A 19,306-nucleotide genomic window follows, 5' to 3' on the forward strand; every position below is an offset into this window, starting at 1 on the left:
CCATGCCAACTTCCACCGCCGCGTCCCGCCGGGACCTGCCCCTTCACCAAGACCACGACGCCCTGCCGGACATCCTGTCCGCCGTCCTGGAAGAAGCCTCCCACTTTCTCGCCACCCTGCCCCAGCGCCGCGCCGGCGCCCGCGTCCCCTTTGCCGAGCAGCTGCCGCCCACCCACTTCCGGGGCGGCTTCATCCGGGGCACCAAGCTGCCCTACGACGCCGCCTTCGGGGAAGGTCGGGGGGCCCTGGCTACCCTGCGCCACTGCGTGCGCCGCTTCGACGACGTCATCGTGGCCTCCGCTTCCCCCCGCTACCTCGGTTACGTCACCGGCGGCGTCACCCCGGCCGCCCTGGCGGGCGACTGGCTGGCGAGCGTCTACGACCAGAATCCCCAGGGGCTGCGGTGGTTCGGCGACACATCCGGCCGCATCGAGTACGAAACCGTAGGCATGCTGCGGGAGCTGCTGGGACTGCCGGTAGACTTCCACGGCGGATTCGTCAGCGGAGCGACCATGAGCAACTTCACCTGTCTGGCCACCGCCCGGCAGTGGTTGGGTGACCAACACGGAGAGGACGTGGCCAGCCAGGGCCTCCGCCGCCCCGTACGGGTGTACGCCGCTACCCCCCACTCGTCGGTGCGCAAGGCGCTGAGTATGCTCGGACTGGGGACGGAGGCCCTCGTACCCGTCGCTACCCTGCCCGACCGGGAAGCCATGAACGTGGAAGACCTGGCCCGCCAACTGGCCCTGCACCCCGACGAGCCATCCATCGTAGTGGCCAGCGGGGGCACCGTCAATACCGCCGACTTCGACGACTTCCGCGCCATCGCCGAACTGCGCGACCGCCATCCCTTCTGGCTGCACATCGACGCCGCTTTCGGAGGCTTTGCCGCCCTGTTGCCGGAGAGTGCCGACCCCGTACCGGCCGGACAGTACCCCGGCGGACGGCTGAGGGGCTGGGAGGCCGCGGACAGCATCACCGTCGACAACCACAAGTGGCTGAACGTACCCTACGACAGCGGTACCTGGTTCATCCGCAAGACCCACGAGGCCCTGCAGACCGCTACCTTCCACAACGGCGGCGGCGCCGCCTACCTCGGGGTACAGTCGGCCGACTACAACTACCTCAACCTGGGGCCGGAAAACAGCCGCCGCCTGCGGGCCCTGCCGGTGTGGTTCACCCTGAAGGCCTACGGGAAGGCGGGCTACCGCGACATCGTGAGCCGCTGCGTGGCGGCCGCCCACGCCCTGGGCCGGAAGCTGACCGAATCCGCCGAATTCGAGCTGCTGGCCCCGGTACGCCTCAACGTCGTGGCCTTCGCCCCCCGCGGCGGGGATCCGACGCGCGTCAATCAATTGCTGCAGCGGCTCAACGACAACGGCCGCTACTTCCTGTCGCCCGTGACCCTCGACGGCCGGGCCGGCCTGCGGGCCGCCTTCGTCAACTGGCGCATCAGCGACCGCGACGTGACGTGGCTCTTCTCGGAGCTCCAGCAGACCTGGCTCGGTATTGATTCCCCGGCACCCGCGCCCGCGCCGCCGAAACCATAAGATCCTACCCTACCAAAGCCGAAGCTTTTCCACCCATCGCTAATCTATTCAATCCCGTTTTTTATGCGCTTTGAGACTTTGCAACTTCACGCCGGCCAGGAGGTCGACGAAACCAGCCGCAGCCGTGCCCTGCCGCTGTACCAGACATCCAGCTTCACCTTCCGCGACAGCGAGCACGGCGCCAAACTCTTCGGCCTGCAGGAGTTCGGCAACATCTACACCCGCATCATGAACCCGACCACGGACGTCTTCGAGAAGCGCATCGCGGCGCTCGAGGGTGGCGTGATGGCCCTGGCGACGGCATCGGGTCAGAGCGCGCAGTTCCTGGCCATCAACAACCTGGCCTCGGCCGGCGACAACATCGTCAGCAGCGCCCTGCTCTACGGCGGCACCTACAACCAGTTCAAGGTGGCCTTCCAGCGCATCGGCATCGAGGTGCGCTTCGCCGAGAGCACCGACCCGGCCGATTTCGCGAAACTGATCGACGACAAGACCAAGGCGATCTACACCGAGACACTGCCCAACCCCAGCTTCCTGGTGCCCGACTTTTCCGGACTGAGCGCCCTGGCCGAGGAGCACGACCTGCCCTTGGTGGTCGACAATACCTTCGGCGCGGCCGGCTACCTCTGCCGCCCCATTGAGCACGGTGCCCACATCGTGGTGCAGTCGGCCACCAAGTGGATCGGCGGCCACGGCACCAGCATCGGCGGCGTGATCGTCGACAGCGGCAAGTTCGATTTCGGCAACGGCAAGTACCCCCAGTTCACCGACCCCAGCCCGGGCTACCACGGCATGGTCTTTAATGACGTCTTCGGCAAGGACGGCCCCTTCGGCAACATCGCCTTCGCCATCCGCGCCCGGGTAGAGGGGCTGCGCGACTTCGGTCCGGCGGTCTCCCCCTTCAACGCCTGGATGTTCGTGCAGGGACTGGAAACCCTGAGCCTGCGGGTAGACCGCCACTGCGAAAACGCCCAGGCCCTGGCCGAATGGCTCAACGGCCACGACAAGGTGGAGAGCGTGAGCTACGCTGGACTGCCCGACCACCCCGGCCACGCCAACGCCAAGAAGTACCTGCGCAACGGCTTCGGCGGAGTCCTGAACTTCAACGTGAAGGGCGGCAAGGAGGACGCCACCAAGGTGGTCGATAACCTGAAGCTCATCAGCCACCTGGCCAACGTGGGCGACGCCAAGACCCTCATCATCCAGCCCGCCGCCACCACCCACCAGCAGCTCAACGAGCAGGAGCAGCGCGCGGCCGGCGTGGAGCCCAACGCCCTGCGCATCAGCGTGGGCATCGAGCACATCGACGACATCAAGGCGGACCTGGAGCAGGCCCTGTCCCTGATCTAGCCCCAGGAACGGCGGCGGGCCACCCGGCCCGCCGCTCTCCCTTCCTACCCTAACCCCACCGACCAAAAAGAGACGAACGACCCGGCCTGGCCGCTGGGCGTTTGCTACACGATACCATGGCCCGATACCTCTACATCAACCATCCTTTTCAGCTGGAATCCGGCCGGGTACTCCCGTCGGTCACGGCCGCCTACCACACTTTCGGAACGCTCAACGCGGCCCGGGACAACGTCATCTGGATCTGTCACGCCCTGACGGCCAACAGCGACTGCCAGGACTGGTGGCCGGGGCTGGTGGGCCCGGGGTGTACCATCGACCCCGGGAAGTACTTCATCGTCTGCGTCAATATGCTGGGCAGCAGCTACGGAAGTACCAGTCCGCTCTCCCACGACCCCGAGGCCGGCCGGCCCTACGGCCTGGATTTCCCCCTGGTGACCACCAAGGACAACGCCCGCTTCTTTTCCCTCGTGGCCAACTACCTGGGCCTCGACCGCATCCGTCTGCTCATGGGCGGCAGCATGGGCGGGCAGCACGCCCTGGAGTGGGCCTGTACCGAACCCGACCGCTTCGACCTCCTCTGCGTACTGGCCACGAACGCCCGCCACTCCGCCTGGGGGATCGCCTTCAACGAGAGCCAACGCATGGCCATGCGGGCGGATACCACCCTGGGCACCGATGCACCCGACGCCGGCAAGGCCGGCCTGGAAGCGGCGCGGGCCATCGCCATGCTGTCCTACCGCCACTACCGCACCTACGTCGCTACCCAGTCCGAACCCGAGCCGAACAAGTACGACGACTTCCGGGCCAGCAGCTACCAGCGCTACCAGGGGTACAAGCTGTGGAAGCGCTTCGCCCCCCTGTGCTACTACGCCCTCTCGCGGGGGATGGACAGCCACGACGTGGGGCGCGGCCGGGGCAGCGTAGCCAAAGCCCTGGAGCGGATCTCCGCCTCTACCCTCATCATCAGCATCGATACTGACATCCTCTTCCCCATTGAGGAGCAGGCCGTGCTGAGCCGCCACATTCCCAACAGCCGGCTGGAGGTGATGCACTCCGACTACGGCCACGATGGCTTCCTGACCGAAGCGGTGAAGATCGGGGAGTTCCTGAGCGACTTCCTGAGCGACCAGCTCCGCATCGACGCCACGACCAAGCGGGCGTTCACGGACGCGCTGACGGGCCGCAAATTCGCGGTGCCGGGATCGGAAGAGGTCTAGAACTTTACTGGAATATCGCCAGCGGATCGTGGTGGTTGGCCGGATACGGCACGCAGAGGGCCTCCAATTGGGCCACGGTGCCGGTGAACACGTTGCGGTCCACCGCCCCGACGATGCCGGGGGAAGCCGCGCGGTCGGTGTACTGCCAGAACTGGAAGGGGCGGCCGCAAACCGTTACGGGTTCCCGGTGGCTGTAACGGGCCAGCCAGAGGGGGTACTCATCGAATTGGCCGGCCAGGTGGCGGTTGTAGAAGTTGAGTCCGGTGTAGATGATGGGTTTGACGCCGTAGTGGTCTTCGGCCAGGATGAGCCACTGCCGCACGTGGGCCACGAGTTCGGCGCTGCTGAGGTTGCCCCGCTTTTCCACGTCGAGGACGGGCGGCAGGTCGCCGGGTTCCAGCTTGACCAGGTCGATGAAGTTGCTCAGCTGCCGTTCCACGCTCGTGTGGGGCAGGAAGAAGTGGTAGGCACCGCGGCGGATGCCGGCGCGGCCGGCTTCGGCCCAGTTGGCGCGGAAGGCCAGGTCGCGGTGGTTCCACCCTTCGGAGGCCTTGATGAAGACGAAGTGGTGGCCGGCGTCAGCTACGCTATCCCAGTCGACCACCCCCTGGTAACGGCTCACGTCGAGGCCCGTGATCGCATACCGCGTGCTGACGTCTTCCCGGCTGCACGAGAGCAGCAGGCAGAACAGGCAGCCGAGGAGGGTAAGTGTGCGGGCCAAAGCGGGTGAGGGGTTTGCGAATCAGGTATCTAAACTACGAAATACGGCAGAATCGGCGGAATGCCGCCACTTATTTTATTCTTCGGCGAGTACGCCGCGGATGTTCCAGTTGACGGTTTCGCCGGTAATGTCATTGAAACTGGCCCACTGTGTCGCAGTAGAGAGCAGCAGCAGGTCGCCGTTGGGGTCGTAGCTGCGGCCTGCGTCGCAGCCGACGGAGAAGGGCTGGCCATCGGGGAGCTCCACCTCCACGGCCAGCCAGATGCCTTCGCCGGTGATCTCGATCCCGGGAATGAGGCGGTCCTCGATCCACTCGGTGGTGTTTACGCGGCCGGTGATGTCGCGGCGGTACAGTTCGGGGCCGGGGGTGCGGTTGTCGGGGCCCTCCCCGAATACCAACACGGTGGTGGCGAGGGGCACCTGGGTCAGGTAAAAGGTGATGCGGTCGAGGGTACGCCCGACGTAGGGCTGCGTTTCCGCCGGCGGAAAGTAGGCGGCGAAGAGGTTGCGGCCCGGGGGCAGCTGGGGTGCGGAAGCGTTGGGTCCGTCGTAGTTCAGGGTGGTGAGGGTCGCCGGATCGTCGGATTTGCAGCCGGTCCAGGACAGCACTCCGAAGAGCAGCAGGAGGAGGGGGAGGGTCGGCTTCATGGGTTTCGGGATTTGGGGGATAAGTTCGGCATTCTGCGGCTGTGGTGGTAGGGGTTAGACATCGGATGTTGTCGTGGTGACAAAATGTCAGACATCGGATGTCGCTGGAGCTGTTTTTCTTTAATATCAGACAAATTTGAACCCTCTGACAAATTGTCTTGGTTATCCCCCTCCCAAACTCAATAAAACCAAGGAGCGCCAAAATGTCAGACATCCGATGTCTGACAAAGTAGCAGCCTCCCAACATCCGATGTCTGCTCAGCACCCGCGCGCTACCTTCGCCCGATGAACCGCGAGATCCTGCGCCTGGCCCTGCCCAATATCCTGAGCAACATCTCCGTGCCGCTGATCTCCAGCTTCGATACGGCGCTGATGGGGAGCTTGGGAGGGACACACATCGCCGCGGTGGGGTTGGGTAGCATGGCGTTCAACTTCGTGTACTGGAACTTTGGTTTCCTGCGTATGGGCACCACCGGGCTGACCGCCCAGGCGTTCGGGGGGGAGAGCGAGGCCGGACAGGCCCAGACCCTCATCCGGGGGGCACTGCTGGCGCTCGGAATCGGCGTGCTGCTGGTCATCCTGCAGCAGCCGCTGGTCCGCTTTACGGAATGGCTCCTCAATATCCGCACCGACCAGCTGGCCCTGGTGGAGGAGTACTTCTACATCCGCATCCTGGCCGCGCCGGCGGCACTGTTGCAGATGGTGTTGCTGGGCTGGTTTTTCGGACGGCAGAACGCCGTTTGGCCCCTCCTCCTTACCCTGGTCGTGAACCTCGCCAACCTGGGCCTGAGCTACTACCTGGTAGCCCGGGCCGGCTGGGGCATCTCCGGGGTGGCCTGGGGAACGGTGGCCGCCCAGTACTTTGGATTGTTGCTTGGCATCGGTTTTCTGGTGTACGGGAAACTGCGGGTGCCGCGCTGGCCGCTTTCCCGCCGGACATGGAACCCGCGCGCCGCCGCCCCGGGACAGGTGAGTCTGGGCGCCTTCTTCCGGATCAACCGCGACATCTTCATCCGCACGGTATGCCTGACGCTGAGCTTCGCCTTCTTCTACAACCGGGCCAACGCCCTCGACGCCGCCACCGCTACCGTGGCCGCCAACGTGATCCTGCTGCAGCTGGTGAACTGGCTGAGCTACGGGGTGGATGGTTTCGCCTTCGCCGCCGAAAGCCTGGTGGGCAAGTACGCCGGAGCGGGTGACCCGGCCCGCCTGCACCGCGCCATCCGCCGCATCATGGCCTGGGGTATGGGGCTGGCCGTCATTTACGCCTTGGTGTACGGGCTGGGAGGTCGCGCCCTGCTGGCCCTCTTCGCGCCGGAAGCCAGCGCACCCGAAACCCTCGCCGTGGCCCTCCAGTACCTGCCCATGCTGATCTGCTTCTGCATCCTGGCCACCCCTTGCTACCTGCTCGACGGGGTGTTCGTGGGGCTCACCGCGGCCCGGGCCATGCGGCAGACGATGCTGGTGGCCGTGGCCGGTTACCTGGGGGCCTACTACCTGGTGGGGCAGCACTTCGCCAACTGGGGGCTGTGGGGCAGCCTGCTGTTTTTCATGGTCCTGCGGGCCGTACTGCAGTGGGCCTGGTGGCGGCTCGGTTGGGTATCGGAGTTCCGGAGGATAGAGGCGGGCTAAGCCGGGGCCCGGATTACCCCCGTACTCCCCCCGCCGTTTACCTTTGCGCGATGTTCTACCCCTCCATCGCCGCGACCCAGCAGGCCCTCGCCGCCGGGGAAGTCACCACCGTCCAGCTGGTAGAGAACTACCTGGCCAGCATCGACGACCAGCGCTACCTCAACATCTACGTGGAGGTCTTCGCCGACGAGGCCCTGGACCGGGCCCGGGAGCAGGACCGCCAGCGGCAGAACGGCGACCGGCTCGGCCGCCTGGCCGGGGTGATCATCAGCATCAAGGACGTCATCTGTTACGCCGGTCATGGCGTGAGCGCGGGTTCCCGGATGCTGGAAGACTTCGTTTCCCCCTATACGGCCACCGCCCTGCAGCGGTTGCTGGACGAGGGGGCTATCGTGATCGGGCGGACGAACTGCGACGAATTCGCCATGGGCAGCGGCAACGAAAACAGCCATTACGGCCCCACCCGCAACGCCGCCGACCCCGCCCGGGTGCCCGGGGGCAGCAGCGGTGGCGCCGCCGTATCGGTGCAGGCCAATACCTGTCTGCTCGCGGTAGGCTCCAGCACCGGGGGATCGGTACGGCAACCGGCCTCCTTCTGCGGATTGTACGGCTTCAAGCCCACCTACGGCCGCATCAGCCGCCACGGTCTGATCGCCTACGGCAGCAGCTTCGACCAGATCGGACTGCTCTCGCGCGACCCCGCCGACATCGCCCTGGGCCTGGAGATCATGGCCGGGGCCGACCGCTACGACGCCACCGCCCCCAACCGGCCGGTCCCGCTGTACTCCACGGCGGAAAGCAGCGGACCCCGCCGCATCGCCTACTTCCCCGAGGTACTGGAGAACGAAAGTGTAGACGCCGGCATCCGGCAAACCATGGCCGCCGCCCTGGAGGAACTCCGCCGGGAGGGGCATACCGTGGAACCCGTGGCCTTCGATTACTTCGACTACGTGGTACCAACCTACTACGTGCTCACCACCGCCGAGGCCAGCAGCAACCTGAGCCGCTTCGACGGCATGCGCTACGGCTACCGCAGTCCGGACGCCGGCACCCTGGAGGAAACCTACAAGCGCAGCCGTTCGGAGGGTTTCGGCACCGAGGTACAGCGGCGCATCCTGCTGGGCACCTTCGTGCTGAGCACTGGGTACTACGACGCCTTCTACGGCAAGGCCCAGCGGGCGCGGCGGGTGATCCAGGAGCAACTGCGGGGCGTACTTGCGGAGTACGACTTCATCCTCATGCCCGTATCCCCCAGCCGGCCCTGGCCGGTGGGCAAGCAGATCGACGACCCGGTGGCCAACTACCTGGCCGACATCTACACCGTAATGGCCAACCTGGCCGGACTGCCCGCCATCGCCATCCCCACGGGTACGGAGCCCAATGGCCACCTGCCGGTAGGTTACCAGCTCATGGCCGACCTGTGGCGGGAGGAGGAGTTACTCGCCTTCGTACGGCGGACAAAAAAATAGCGGCGCCCCCGCCGTAGAGGGGACGCCGCCAGTTTGCGAATCAAGAAGTCGTTCCGAGCTTATTCCGGTACGGTAAGGCTACCGTCCTGGGCTTTCTGCTGCAGTTGCTCGTTGGCGGTGATGGCTACCTCCACCCGGCGGTTGGCCTGGCGGCCTTCGGGGGTGTCGTTGCTGGCTACGGGCATGGTTTCACCGTGGCCTACGGTGACCAGTCGGCTGCGGTCCAATCCGAGCTGAACGAGGTAGTCGGCTACGCTGGCGGCCCGCTGTTCGCTGAGGCGCTGGTTGGAGGCTTCGCTGCCCACGCTGTCGGTGTGGCCGTCGATGGTGATGTCGGTTTCGGGGTACTTGTTAAAGATATCGGCCATGCGGCGCAGCTCGACCTTGCTGGCCTCGGTCAGTTGGTACTTGGCGGTGGGGAAGAGGATTCCGCTGTCGAAGGTTACCATGATGCCTTCGCCGACGCGCTCTACCTCGGCGCCTTCGATCTGCTCGATCTCTTCGGCCTGCTTGTCCATGTAATCGCCGATTACGGCACCGGCCGCGCCGCCAACGACGGCTCCGATGATGGCACCCTTGGTGCCGCTGCCATTGTTCTTGCCGATGGCTCCGCCGACTACGCCGCCGACGGTACCGCCGATGGCGCCGCCCTTGACGGCCTTGCTGGTATTACAGCCGGTGGCAAAGACGAGGGCCATGGCCAGCAGCAGGAGGGTGAATGATTTCGTGATAGTTTTCATAATGCTTTGATTGAGGGGTAATGCAACTGGTGAAACCCGGTGTAGCCTCCCCATGTTTGCTAAGCTCCTGTTAAGACTTGGCAACCAGATCCGCGACAATCCGCGCCGACAACAGGCAAAGGGGCACCCCGCCGCCCGGGTGGACGCTCCCGCCCAGGAAGTACAGTCCTTCGATGTCACGACTGAAGTTCGGGTGCCGCAAAAAAGCCGCCATGCGGTTGTTGCTGCTGCTGCCGTAGAGGGCCCCCTGGTGGCTGCCCGTGAGGCGCTCGATGTCGGGCGGGCGCACGATGCGCTCGGCCCGGATGTGATGCTCCAGCCAGTGGGTAGAAGGGCCGGGATCAAGGTGCTTTTCCAGGGCCGCCACGACGCGGGGGCGCAGTTCCGCCGTCATTTGATCCCAGTCCTGTCCGGCGTGGGCCGGGGCGTTGACCATGACGAACCAGTTCTCGTGACCGGGGGGGGCGTCTTCAAGGACCAGCTTGCTGCTGACGTTGACGTAGATGGTGACATCATCGGCCAGGTTGCCCGCTTCCAGGCGGCCGAATTCGGTGGCGTAATCGCGGCTGAAGAAGATGTTGTGCAGGCCCAGTTCGTGGAAGGCCCGGTCGAGGCCCCAGTAAAAGATGACCGCGCTGCTGCTCTTCTGCTGCCGGAGGGTTTTCTCCGGTCGTTTGGCGCCGGCCAGGAGGCGGTCGTAGGCGAGCCAGACGTCCATGTTGCAGACCACGGCGTCGTAGTCGAGGTCCGTGGCACCCACCCGGATCCCCTGCACCCGCGACCCCGCCCGGTTGATGCGGTCGACCCGCTGGTTGAAGTGAAACCGGACCCCCAGTCGCCGGCCGAGGTCGTAGATGCCCTGGGTGATGTCGTACATCCCGCCCGTAGGCAGGTAAGCTCCGAAATGGTGTTCGAAGTGTGGGATCATCGACAGCAGGCCCGGTGCCTTGTAGGGGTTGCTGCCGTTGTAGGTGGCAAAGCGGTCGAAAAGCTGCACCAGCCGGGGGTCGCCCAGGGCCTCGGCGTGCACCTCGTGCATGCTGCGGAAAAGGTCGAGGCCGGGAATCTTCAGCATGGCGTAGGCCACCTGGGGGTCGAGCCAGGTATCCAGCCGGTGGAGGCTCTTTTCAAGAAAGGTGCGGCCCGTGAGCTCGTATTTGCGGGCGGCGGCGGACATAAAATCGCGCATCCGATCCTCGCTGACGTCGAAGGTGTTGGCGGCTTCCCGTACCAGGTCGGCGGTGGCCGCGGGTGCCTGGAAACGGGTACCGTCGGGCCACCAGTAGCGGCAGACCTCCTCCAGCAGTACGTAGTTGAAGTGGTCGCGGGGATCCTCGCCGGCCAGGGCGAAGAGCTCGTCGACGTACTGCGGCATGGTGAACAGTGAGGGCCCAAAATCGAAGCGGTAGCCCCCTGGCAGGCTGAACTGACTGAGTTTGCCGCCGGGCCCCGCGGCGGCCTCGTATACGTCGACGGTATGCCCGGCAACGGCGAGGCGCACGGCGGCGGCGAGTCCAGCAATGCCGGCTCCGATAACGGCGGTTTTCATGTGGGGAACAACCCTGGCGGCGGCAAAGGGTTTACCTTTTTGACCGTCCACTCCACCGCTGGTCCACCCGATCCCGATCGGGGCGGGCAAGAGGAAAGTCCGGGCAACACAGGGCACCACGCCGGCTAACGGCCGGGGTCCCTTCCCCCCCGGGAAGGGGCACGGAAAGTGCAACAGAAAGCAAACCGCCCCGACCCCGCCCCGATAGCTATCGGGATCGGAATCGGGGTAAGGGTGAAACCGTGGGGTAAGAGCCCACGACTTCCCGTAGTAATACGGGATGGAGGTAAACCCCGTGGGTTGAAATACCAAACAGCGTTCCAGCCTTTACGGAGGCTACGGCCGGCCCGGTCGGATACAAGGAACGCGGGTAGGTAGATAGAGCCGTCGGGCAACCGCCGGCCTAGATAAATGGTGGAGCGCCCCGTCGATTACCGTCGGAGGGGCCGACAGAACCCGGCTTACCGGAACGGTCAACTTTGACGGCCTCGTCTCCTCGGAGACGGGGCCGTCGCCTTTTCTAATCATCTCGGGGGCTGGTCGTGCCGGACACTCTGAGGTCGCTCGCTGCGCACGGCGACACTCCGAGGTCCTGATTATCCGTGAAGTGGCCGGACCTCGGAGCGTGGCCGTACGCAGTAGGACACCTCTGAGTGTCCTGCCGGGTGCAATGGGCACTCCGAGGTCCTCTGATTTACCCGGCAGTCGTAGCTTGGCATGAACGATCAAAGTTCCCCTTCCGCCGATGCCTCTTTCAAGATTTCTCCTCCCGCTTTGCCTGTTCATCGCCTGCGCCGCGCCTACGGAGGCGACCGAGGATACCGACAAGGCTCCCATGAACGTGGTATTCATCCTAGCCGACGACCTGGGCTACCACGACCTGGGCGCCACGGGATCTACCTACTACGAAACGCCGAATCTGGATCGCCTGGCCCGCGGCAGTGTTGCCTTCGATCGGGCCTACGCCGGCAGCCGGGTGTGCAGTCCTTCGCGGGCCAGCTTGATGCTCGGGCAGTTCACCGCCACCCACGGCATCACCGACTGGATCGGGGCGGGGGCCGGAGAAGCCTGGCGCAACAACCGCCGCTTCACCACCCACCTGCCGCCGGAGTACGTGAGGGTACTGCCCGATACGGCACTCACCCTCGCCGAGGCGTTCCAGCAGGGGGGCTACCGCACCTTCTTCGCCGGCAAGTGGCACCTGGGTGGCGCGGGGAGCATGCCCACCGACCATGGCTTCGACCAGAACGTAGGCGGCAACGACAAGGGCTCACCGGCCGGTGGGTTTTTCGATCCCTACGACAATCCCCAGCTGCCGAATCGCCGCCCCGGGGAAAACCTGTCGATGCGGCTCGCCGACGAAACCAAAAGCTTCATCGCCGCGAACGCCGAAGCGCCCTTCTTCGCCTTCCTCAGCTTCTACGCCGTCCACGCGCCCATCCAGACCACCGAGGCCAACTGGCGCTACTTCCGTAACAAGGCCGTGGAGGGAGGCACCGCCGACCACGGCTTTGAAATGGAGCGGCGGATGCCTATCCGGACCGTCCAGGATAACCCCGTCTACGCCGGGCTGGTCAGGCAGATGGACGAAGCCGTAGGCCTGGTGCTCGACGCCCTCGACAGCTTGGGCCTGGCCGAGAATACCCTGGTGGTCTTCACCTCCGACAACGGCGGCGTCTCCAGCGGCGACAACTACGCCACCAGCAACCTGCCCCTGCGCGGCGGGAAGGGCTACCAGTGGGAAGGCGGCACGCGGGAGCCCCTCTTCCTGCGCGTCGGCAACCGCGTGGCCCCGACCTCGGTGGCCGCGCCCGTCATCGGAGCCGACCTCTACCCCACCCTGCTGTCCCTGGCCGGCATCCAGGCCGATCTGCCGCAGGTCATCGACGGCCGCGACCTCTCCCCCCTGATCCGCGGCGAAAACTGGCCGGAACGCGACCTGATCTGGCATTACCCCCACTACGGCAACCAGGGCGGCGACCCCAGCAGCGTCATCCAGCGCGGCGACTGGAAACTCATCCACTATTGGGAAGACGGTCACGATGAGCTCTACCACCTGGGGCGCGACCCGCGGGAGCAAATCAACGTGGCCGAGCGCCATGCGGACGTGGCCGCTGAATTACACGGGGCACTGCTCGCCTTCCTGGAAGACCGGGGTGCCCGCTACCCCCGCCCGGATCCCCGGTACGACCCGGCGCTGGACCAGCAAAAGGCAGCCTACTTCCGGGACACCCTGCGGCCGCGGCTGGAGCAGCAGCGGGAGGAAATGTTCCGGCCGGACTGGTCGCCCAACGCCGACTGGTGGGGCAGCAAGATCGAGGAATAAGCTACACTTCGTGGGGGGCCTTCTGCCCGCCCGCCAGGGCGGGGTGGTCCGTGAACTGGACGATCATCATCCGACAGGGTTCCCCGTTGAGGACGCCGGAGCGGTGGCCCTTGCCCTCCTTCGTTCCCTGGTCGGCACCGAAGGAAAGCTCGCCGGTCCGCATCTCTGTGCGCTGCCCGTCCATGGTCTCCACCCACCAGCCGCCGCTGAGGGGGATGATCCACTGGGGGGCGGGGTTTTCGTGCCAGTCGCCGTTGAAGTCGGCCGGCAGCTCGCTGAAGATGACCCGCGTGGCGCCCTCGGTGAGCTTGTTGTTCCACTGGGCGCCGGAATTGCCACCCATGCTTTCCTGATGGAAGTCGGTTAGGTACTTCTTTTTTTGGCGGCTGACGCCTTCCGCGTCGGTGTAGACGTGCCAGTAGGGGATGGTGGGTTTGGGCATGGAGGGTGGGTTTGCGCGGTCGGAGACCGCATTTTGCTGGCGCTGCCTGAGGCAGCATTGTACTGGCGCCCCGATGGCTATCGGGGAGGCAGCATCGTACTAGAGGAGGGCGGCGCCGAACACCCCGGCCGAATCGCCCAGCTTCGGTTTCAGGAAGCGGGTATCCATGCGGGGGTTGAAGAGGTGATCGACCACCTGGGGGATGCCGTCTTCGTACAGTTCCCCGATGTTGCCGAGGCCGCCACCGAGGACGACCACGTCGGGGTCCAGGAAGTTGATGATGTTGGCGATGCCCTTGGCGAAGTAGTGGAAGAAGCGCTCCAGGGTGCGGGTGGCCGCCGCATCACTGCCGGCCCGGTAGCGGGGGACGATCTCGCGCATCGTCAGGGCGCGGCCGCTCATGCGCAGGTAGTAGCGCTCGAGGGCGGGGCCGGAGATGATCTGTTCGGTGCAGCCCACGCGGCCGCAGTAGCAGTAGCCACCGGAGTGGTCGAGAAAGGTGTGGCCCCACTCGCCGCCGATGCCCTGGGCGCCGGCGATGATCTTGCCGTTGACGACGACGCCGCCGCCCGTACCGGTACCGAGGATGACCCCGAAGACTACTTTGGCGTCGGGGGCCGCTTCGGGTACGCAGCCCATGAGGGTTTCCGCCACGGCGAAGCAGTTGGCGTCGTTGGCCAGGGTGAGGGGTTTGTCGATGAGCTTTTCGAGGTCTTTCCCCAGGGGTTTGCCATTGAGGACCACCGTATTGCTGTTCTTCATCAATCCGCTGATCGGATCGATGGTACCGGGGGTACCGATGCCGACGTGTTCGGCCGTCAGTCCGGTTACTTCTTCCATTTCGGAGACCACCCGGGCGATCCCCTGCAGGATATGGTCGTATCCTTTCTCCCGTTCGGTAGGGATGCGGCGGCGTTCGATCACTTCGCCCCGTTCGTCCAGGACGACGCCTTCTATTTTGGTACCGCCGAGGTCAATGCCGAATTTCATGCGCGTGGATTTCCGGCAAAGTATCGATTTTCTGAGTTTCCCCGGCACCCGCGGGCCCCGCCGCCTATTTGGGCAGCATCAGCCGGCGGACCAGCAGGTAGATCAGCGGTCCGAAGATGGGCAGCAGGAGCACGGCGTAGACCAGTCCGTTGCCCCGGCCGGCGGCCTTGCGGAGGGCCATATCGTCGCGGGCGATCTTCAGGATGGGGCGATAGATGAGCACGACCAGGGCGATGACGACGAGGGCGAACAGCAGGCTGCGGGTGGACACGATCGGGATATTTCTCTTTCTGAACCCGGTGGGGGGGTCCTTGTTTCAATGGGCATGACTACACTCCAGCCCGGCGATGCCGCTCCCGACTTTACCGCAACCATACAGGATGGATCCGAGATTTCCCTGAGTGATTTCCGGGGGAAGAAGCTGGTCCTCTTCTTCTACCCCAAGGACGATACACCAGGCTGTACCGCCGCGGCCTGCAGCCTGCGCGATTCCTACGCCGAACTACGCGAACAGGGCTATGAACTGGTGGGGGTAAGTCCGGACCCCATCAAAAAGCACCTGAAGTTCATCGACAAGCACGACCTGCCGATGCCCCTGATTGCCGACGAAGACCACCGCGTCATGGATGCCTACGGCGTATGGGGCCCCAAGAAATTCATGGGCCGGGAGTACGACGGCGTCCACCGCACCACCTTCGTGATCGACGGCGAAGGCAAGATCGAGCGGGTCATCACCAAGGTGAAGACCAAGACCCACGCCGCCCAGCTACTGGAAACGGCGTAAATGCTGGGGTATATCTGGGAAGGAATCCGGGCGGGGCTGGTCCTCTCCCTGCTGGTGGGCCCCCTGGTGGTCCTGCTGGTGCAGCTGAGCCTGCGCCGCGGTACCCTGGCGAGCTTCGCCGCGGCCCTGGGCATCTGGACCAGTGACCTCCTCTACATTTCCCTCTCCCACTTCGGACTGGAAGGGCTGGAGCGGCTGCTCGACTACGAATACCTGAACGAGATCGTGGGTACCGTGGGCTCCGTACTGCTCATGGGCGTGGGCGTGGTGATGTGGTACCGCCAACCGCCCAACCTGAAGGCGAAGAAGATCATGCCCTCCCGCCGCGGACTGCTGAGCGCCTGGGCCCAGGGCTTCGCCGTGAACACCTTCAACCCCTTCACCGCCTTCTTCTGGTCGACCTTCGTGGTCACCCAGGTGCACAACCACGAGTTGCTGCCCGAGCAGGCGCTGGCCGTCTACGGCGGCATCATGGGCACCATCATCATCGCCGACGCCGGCAAGGTACTGGGGGCCCGCAAGCTGCGGGAACTGTTGCGGCCGGCCACCATGCTGAGGGCCCAGCGAGCCGGGGCCGTGGCGCTGGGGCTGTTCGGGGTACTGCTGGCGGCGCGGGTGTGGTTGTAGGGACTCCTTTCCGAGCTAGCGCACCCGGTCGGTATTGGCCTTGAGGAAGCCCTCCCAGCCCGAGAAACTCTTCTTGCCCGGTAGGGCGCTGCGGTTCTGATAGAAGTGGCACATGGCCGCCCCGAGGGCGTCGGTGGCGTCGGCGAGGTAGCGGCTGCTGTCCAGGTCGAATTCATTCTCCAGCATGGCGGCCACCTGTTCCTTGCTGGCGTTGCCGTTGCCGGTGATGCTCTGCTTGATCTTGCGGGGGGCGTATTCGGTCACTTCCAGCCCCTCCCCGATGGCGGCGGCCATGCAGACGCCCTGGGCGCGGCCCAGTTTGAGCATCGACTGGGGGTTCTTGCCGAAAAAGGGCGCCTCGATGGCCATGATGGTGGGCCGGTGTTCGCGGATCACCTGGGTGAGGCGGCGGTGGATCAGCTCCAGGCGACGGGAGTGGTCCTTCAACTGGGCCAGCCTCAGCACCCCCAGTTCGACGATGCGCCGGCTGCGGGGGTGCACCTCCACCACCGCGAACCCCAGCACCACGGTACCGGGGTCGATACCGATGATGCGGTAAACGGCCGGATCGGGCTTGGGGGCGGGGGCGGGGGCGGGCAAGGGCAAACAGTTGAGTGAGTAAATACGAAAAGGGCAACCGGCGCGGGAGTCCACACCAATAAACGTACCGCAAGGTAGGCGGAAAAGGAGGAGTCCAACAAATTTTTTGTTCTGCCGCCCGTCTGAAACGTTTTGGTGGACTGCCCGGGGAAGTCGCCCGGCGTGGGTCCCCGCGGCGTATTTTGGCGCGGCCTATGCCCTACCCCGCCTTCCTTTCGGCCCTGCTACCCTACCGCAAGTGGATCCTCCGCCTGCTGGCCGTTGTGGTGATGCTGGTCTTCATCTACCAGTTCGTGGGCCTGGCGCGGCGGATCGACTGGGTGCGGTTCGGGGAATCCATCGTCCGGCCCGGCAACGGGTGGAAATTGGTGGTCGTCCTCCTGCTCATGCCCCTGAACTGGCTGCTGGAGGCCCGCAAGTGGCAGCTGCTGCTGGACGCCTTCGTGCGCTGGCCCTTCCGGCGGGTGTGGCGGGCTACCCTGGCGGGGGTGAGCCTGAGTGCGGCCACGCCCAACCGCATCGGGGAGATCGGCGGACGGCTGCTGCTGGCCCGCCGGGGGGAATGGGCGGCGGTGACGGCCGCCTCCCTGCTCGGCAGCGTGTGCCAGTGGGTAGCCTTCCTGCTGCTGGCCTGGCCGGCCCTGATCTATACCCTGGACGCTCTGCCCGGCGGGTGGCTGGGCGGACTGCCGCTGCTGGCCCTGCTGCCCCTCGGTCCCCTGGCGCTGGTGATCGTCTACCTGGGCGGCAAACCCCTGATCCGCTGGCTGTTGGACGTAATCGAACGGCGGTTTGGTCGGGACCTCGACGTACTCCGTTCGGCCCTGCCAAACGTTACCCTTTTGTTACTGTTGCGGAGCAGCGTATACGCCTGCCTGCGTTTCGTGGTTTACTGTACGCAGCTGTATCTGTTGCTCGGTTTTTTCGGCTTGTCCCTGCCGTTGTTGTGGGGGCTGGCCGGGATTGCCGCCATCTACCTGATCCAGGCCGGACTGCCCCTGCCCCCCGGACTGAACCTGGTCACCCGTACCGAACTGGGCCTGCTGCTCTGGTCGGTGGACGCCGAGGGTGCCATAGCGGTACTGGCAGCATATACGGCCCTGTTCGGCGTTAATGTATTGCTGCCCGCCCTGCCCGGGTACTGGCTGATTGTCAGAAAAAATAAATTGTCATGAACCCCTTCGGTCTGAAGTTCCTGCTGCTGCTGATGCTGGCCCTGCCCGGTGCCCGGCCCGACGGTTCCGCCCCGGCACCCGCGCCCGCCGCCCAGAACGGTGGTAGCGTAGCCGATGTCTGCGGGATCGACAACACCACCTTCCGCGCCGGGGAGCAGATCGTCTACAAACTGTACTACAACTGGAACTTCGTCTGGCTGCCCGCCGGCGAGGTGACCTTCAACGTCCACGACCTGGAGAACCAGTACCGCATCACCGTCCGCGGCCGCACCTACCCCAGTTACGAGTGGTTCTATAAAGTGACCGACAACTACACCAGCTACCTCGACAAGGAGACCCTGCTGCCCCAGATCCACATCAAGGACATCCAGGAGGGCGGCTACCAGCGTTACGACCGCACCACCTTCTACCAGGACGAACAGCGCATCGTGAGTCACCGCGGCAAGACCCGGCAGGATACCAAGCCGAAGTACATGGACGTGGACCCCTGCATGCACGACCTGATCTCCATCATCTACTTCGCCCGCAACCTCGACTACGCCTCCCTGCAACCGAAGCAGGAGATCCCCATCAAGATCCTGATGGACCAGGAGATGCACCCCCTGAAGATCCGCTACCTCGGCCCCGAACCCGACGTGAAGGTGAAGGGCAGCGGCCGCTTCAACACCCTGCGCTTCAGTCCGCAGCTCATCACCGGTGAGCTCTTCAAGGAGGGCGACGAAATGAAGATCTACGTGAGCAACGACCGGAACAAGATCCCCGTAATGATCGAATCTCCGGTAACGGTGGGCAGCGTCAAGGCCGTACTCAAATCCTACAAGGGGCTGCGCTACCCCATGGAAGCCAAGGTCGGAGAAGAATGAACCGCATCGTACTCACCCTCCTCGTAGTTGCCCTGTCCTTCCTCCTCGGGGTGGCCGCGCTGAGCCTGTGGCAAAGCCACCGGCAGGAACAGCGGGTACAGGAGGAAGCCACCATCCTGCTGGAACGGGTGCGCAACGTGATGAAACTGGTCACCGTGGAGGGCGACGTGAGTGAGATCTTCCACACCACCTCCTCGCGGAACGTGACGCTATACCTGCCCCTGCCCTCCCAGTTTTCCTTCGACAAGAAGGCCACGGTGGAAGTGAGGGGCACGGTGCTGGTGGGCTACGACCTGGAGCAGCTCGACGTCTCCCTGGACCCCGACCGCCGCGTGATGACCATCCGCAACCTGCCGGAACCGGAGATCCTGGCCATCGACCACGACCTGGTGTACCGCAACCTCGACGAGAGCTGGTTCAACACCTTCAGCGCCGAGGACTACAGCCGCCTCAACCGCCGGGCCAAGGAGCGGCTGCACGACGCGGCCCTGAAGAGCGAGCTGATGGCGCGGGCGCGGGAGCAGGGGAACTCCGTAATTGCCGGCATCGCCTACCTGGCCGGCGCCGCGGGCTACGAGCTGGTGGTGGAGGAAGGGACACCGTTGCCGGAGCCTGCCGGATAG

Annotated in this window: 19 protein-coding genes and 1 other RNA gene; 12 read left to right on the forward strand and 8 right to left on the reverse strand. The window is 65.0% G+C overall.

All coding sequences use genetic code 11. The features are described from left to right. The first annotated feature begins 2 nt into the window (after positions 1-2). The 3 genes from CGL56_RS16780 (at position 3) to CGL56_RS16790 (ending at position 4,117) form a co-directional block, all read left to right on the forward strand. Positions 3-1,550 carry a pyridoxal phosphate-dependent decarboxylase family protein gene (locus tag CGL56_RS16780; RefSeq protein ID WP_099107745.1) on the forward strand — a complete coding sequence of 516 codons (1,548 nt, stop codon included), beginning with the start codon at positions 3-5 and terminating at the stop codon, positions 1,548-1,550. A 63-nt stretch (positions 1,551-1,613) separates the two neighbouring features. Continuing rightward, entirely contained in the window at positions 1,614-2,900 is a 1,287-nt protein-coding gene (locus CGL56_RS16785; protein WP_099107746.1) for an O-acetylhomoserine aminocarboxypropyltransferase/cysteine synthase family protein, read from the forward strand. Between the two features lie 116 nt (positions 2,901-3,016). Beyond that, positions 3,017-4,117 (forward strand): homoserine O-acetyltransferase family protein, encoded by a 1,101-nt coding sequence (locus CGL56_RS16790; protein ID WP_099107747.1) that lies wholly within the window; start codon positions 3,017-3,019, stop codon positions 4,115-4,117. Between the two features lie 4 nt (positions 4,118-4,121). Here the strand turns inward: CGL56_RS16790 and CGL56_RS16795 are convergent, their stop codons facing one another. Both CGL56_RS16795 and CGL56_RS16800 read right to left on the reverse strand, forming a co-directional pair. Continuing rightward, positions 4,122-4,838 (reverse strand): glycoside hydrolase family 25 protein, encoded by a 717-nt coding sequence (locus tag CGL56_RS16795; RefSeq protein WP_099107748.1) that lies wholly within the window; start codon positions 4,836-4,838, stop codon positions 4,122-4,124. A 75-nt stretch (positions 4,839-4,913) separates the two neighbouring features. Beyond that, entirely contained in the window at positions 4,914-5,486 is a 573-nt protein-coding gene (locus tag CGL56_RS16800; RefSeq protein WP_099107749.1) for a hypothetical protein, read from the reverse strand. A 285-nt stretch (positions 5,487-5,771) separates the two neighbouring features. Here CGL56_RS16800 and CGL56_RS16805 point away from each other — a divergent pair, with 285 nt between their 5' ends. Further along, complete coding sequence (locus CGL56_RS16805; protein WP_099107750.1) at positions 5,772-7,118, forward strand: MATE family efflux transporter; 1,347 nt, start codon at positions 5,772-5,774, stop codon at positions 7,116-7,118. Between the two features lie 50 nt (positions 7,119-7,168). After that, positions 7,169-8,587 carry an Asp-tRNA(Asn)/Glu-tRNA(Gln) amidotransferase subunit GatA gene (gene gatA, locus CGL56_RS16810; protein ID WP_099107751.1) on the forward strand — a complete coding sequence of 473 codons (1,419 nt, stop codon included), beginning with the start codon at positions 7,169-7,171 and terminating at the stop codon, positions 8,585-8,587. A 59-nt stretch (positions 8,588-8,646) separates the two neighbouring features. Here gatA and CGL56_RS16815 read toward each other — a convergent pair whose 3' ends face one another. Further along, complete coding sequence (locus tag CGL56_RS16815) at positions 8,647-9,327, reverse strand: OmpA family protein (RefSeq protein WP_099107752.1); 681 nt, start codon at positions 9,325-9,327, stop codon at positions 8,647-8,649. Between the two features lie 70 nt (positions 9,328-9,397). Next, on the reverse strand, positions 9,398-10,876 hold the full coding sequence (gene crtD, locus CGL56_RS16820) for a 1-hydroxycarotenoid 3,4-desaturase CrtD (RefSeq protein ID WP_099107753.1): 1,479 nt from the start codon (positions 10,874-10,876) through the stop codon (positions 9,398-9,400). Positions 10,877-10,915: 39 nt separating this feature from the next. On the opposite strand from crtD, the gene rnpB reads away from it, so the two are divergent. Together rnpB and CGL56_RS16830 are read left to right on the forward strand one after the other, a co-directional pair. Then, positions 10,916-11,357: RNase P RNA component class A (gene rnpB, locus CGL56_RS16825), an RNA gene on the forward strand. A gap of 264 nt (positions 11,358-11,621) precedes the next feature. Further along, positions 11,622-13,202, forward strand: a complete 1,581-nt coding sequence (locus tag CGL56_RS16830; protein WP_099107754.1) for a sulfatase — start codon at positions 11,622-11,624, stop codon at positions 13,200-13,202. Between the two features lies 1 nt (position 13,203). Here the strand turns inward: CGL56_RS16830 and CGL56_RS16835 are convergent, their stop codons facing one another. The 3 genes from CGL56_RS16835 to CGL56_RS16845 form a co-directional block, all read right to left on the reverse strand. Beyond that, on the reverse strand, positions 13,204-13,644 hold the full coding sequence (locus CGL56_RS16835; protein WP_099107755.1) for a cupin domain-containing protein: 441 nt from the start codon (positions 13,642-13,644) through the stop codon (positions 13,204-13,206). Positions 13,645-13,743: 99 nt separating this feature from the next. Next, complete coding sequence (locus CGL56_RS16840) at positions 13,744-14,634, reverse strand: ROK family protein (RefSeq protein WP_099107756.1); 891 nt, start codon at positions 14,632-14,634, stop codon at positions 13,744-13,746. Between the two features lie 64 nt (positions 14,635-14,698). Beyond that, positions 14,699-14,905: a hypothetical protein gene (locus CGL56_RS16845; protein ID WP_099107757.1), complete on the reverse strand. Its 207-nt coding sequence runs from the start codon at positions 14,903-14,905 to the stop codon at positions 14,699-14,701. A gap of 54 nt (positions 14,906-14,959) precedes the next feature. Here CGL56_RS16845 and bcp point away from each other — a divergent pair, with 54 nt between their 5' ends. Beyond that, positions 14,960-15,418, forward strand: a complete 459-nt coding sequence (gene bcp / locus CGL56_RS16850; RefSeq protein ID WP_099107809.1) for a thioredoxin-dependent thiol peroxidase — start codon at positions 14,960-14,962, stop codon at positions 15,416-15,418. Then, positions 15,419-16,045 (forward strand): LysE family translocator, encoded by a 627-nt coding sequence (locus CGL56_RS16855; protein WP_099107758.1) that lies wholly within the window; start codon positions 15,419-15,421, stop codon positions 16,043-16,045. A gap of 15 nt (positions 16,046-16,060) precedes the next feature. Here CGL56_RS16855 and ruvC read toward each other — a convergent pair whose 3' ends face one another. After that, positions 16,061-16,645, reverse strand: coding sequence for a crossover junction endodeoxyribonuclease RuvC (gene ruvC / locus CGL56_RS16860; protein WP_099107759.1), 585 nt, complete (start codon positions 16,643-16,645; stop codon positions 16,061-16,063). A 194-nt stretch (positions 16,646-16,839) separates the two neighbouring features. Here ruvC and CGL56_RS16865 point away from each other — a divergent pair, with 194 nt between their 5' ends. The 3 genes from CGL56_RS16865 to CGL56_RS16875 are packed head-to-tail and all read left to right on the forward strand — an operon-like array spanning position 16,840 to position 19,306. Further along, the gene (locus tag CGL56_RS16865) at positions 16,840-17,820 is read left to right on the forward strand and encodes a lysylphosphatidylglycerol synthase domain-containing protein (RefSeq protein ID WP_099107760.1); all 981 of its coding nucleotides are present in this window, start codon (positions 16,840-16,842) and stop codon (positions 17,818-17,820) included. Beyond that, positions 17,817-18,683, forward strand: coding sequence for a DUF3108 domain-containing protein (locus tag CGL56_RS16870; protein ID WP_099107761.1), 867 nt, complete (start codon positions 17,817-17,819; stop codon positions 18,681-18,683). Before CGL56_RS16865 ends, CGL56_RS16870 begins: the two co-directional genes overlap by 4 nt. Further along, positions 18,680-19,306, forward strand: coding sequence for a DUF4230 domain-containing protein (locus CGL56_RS16875; RefSeq protein ID WP_099107762.1), 627 nt, complete (start codon positions 18,680-18,682; stop codon positions 19,304-19,306). Before CGL56_RS16870 ends, CGL56_RS16875 begins: the two co-directional genes overlap by 4 nt.

It is taken from the genome of Neolewinella marina, assembly GCF_002631205.1.
Classification (GTDB): domain Bacteria; phylum Bacteroidota; class Bacteroidia; order Chitinophagales; family Saprospiraceae; genus Neolewinella; species Neolewinella marina.

Excerpts from the sequence above, each read along its gene's own strand:
- CGL56_RS16780 (WP_099107745.1), top strand. The coding sequence starts at position 3 with ATGCCAACTTCCACCGCCGCGTCCCGCCGGGACCTGCCCCTTCACCAA.
- CGL56_RS16785 (WP_099107746.1), top strand. The coding sequence starts at position 1,614 with ATGCGCTTTGAGACTTTGCAACTTCACGCCGGCCAGGAGGTCGACGAA.
- CGL56_RS16790 (WP_099107747.1), top strand. The coding sequence starts at position 3,017 with ATGGCCCGATACCTCTACATCAACCATCCTTTTCAGCTGGAATCCGGC.
- CGL56_RS16800 (WP_099107749.1), bottom strand. The coding sequence starts at position 5,486 with ATGAAGCCGACCCTCCCCCTCCTCCTGCTGCTCTTCGGAGTGCTGTCC.
- CGL56_RS16805 (WP_099107750.1), top strand. The coding sequence starts at position 5,772 with ATGAACCGCGAGATCCTGCGCCTGGCCCTGCCCAATATCCTGAGCAAC.
- gatA (WP_099107751.1), top strand. The coding sequence starts at position 7,169 with ATGTTCTACCCCTCCATCGCCGCGACCCAGCAGGCCCTCGCCGCCGGG.
- CGL56_RS16815 (WP_099107752.1), bottom strand. The coding sequence starts at position 9,327 with ATGAAAACTATCACGAAATCATTCACCCTCCTGCTGCTGGCCATGGCC.
- crtD (WP_099107753.1), bottom strand. The coding sequence starts at position 10,876 with ATGAAAACCGCCGTTATCGGAGCCGGCATTGCTGGACTCGCCGCCGCC.
- CGL56_RS16830 (WP_099107754.1), top strand. The coding sequence starts at position 11,622 with ATGCCTCTTTCAAGATTTCTCCTCCCGCTTTGCCTGTTCATCGCCTGC.
- CGL56_RS16835 (WP_099107755.1), bottom strand. The coding sequence starts at position 13,644 with ATGCCCAAACCCACCATCCCCTACTGGCACGTCTACACCGACGCGGAA.
- CGL56_RS16840 (WP_099107756.1), bottom strand. The coding sequence starts at position 14,634 with ATGAAATTCGGCATTGACCTCGGCGGTACCAAAATAGAAGGCGTCGTC.
- bcp (WP_099107809.1), top strand. The coding sequence starts at position 14,960 with ATGACTACACTCCAGCCCGGCGATGCCGCTCCCGACTTTACCGCAACC.
- CGL56_RS16855 (WP_099107758.1), top strand. The coding sequence starts at position 15,419 with ATGCTGGGGTATATCTGGGAAGGAATCCGGGCGGGGCTGGTCCTCTCC.
- CGL56_RS16865 (WP_099107760.1), top strand. The coding sequence starts at position 16,840 with ATGCCCTACCCCGCCTTCCTTTCGGCCCTGCTACCCTACCGCAAGTGG.
- CGL56_RS16870 (WP_099107761.1), top strand. The coding sequence starts at position 17,817 with ATGAACCCCTTCGGTCTGAAGTTCCTGCTGCTGCTGATGCTGGCCCTG.
- CGL56_RS16875 (WP_099107762.1), top strand. The coding sequence starts at position 18,680 with ATGAACCGCATCGTACTCACCCTCCTCGTAGTTGCCCTGTCCTTCCTC.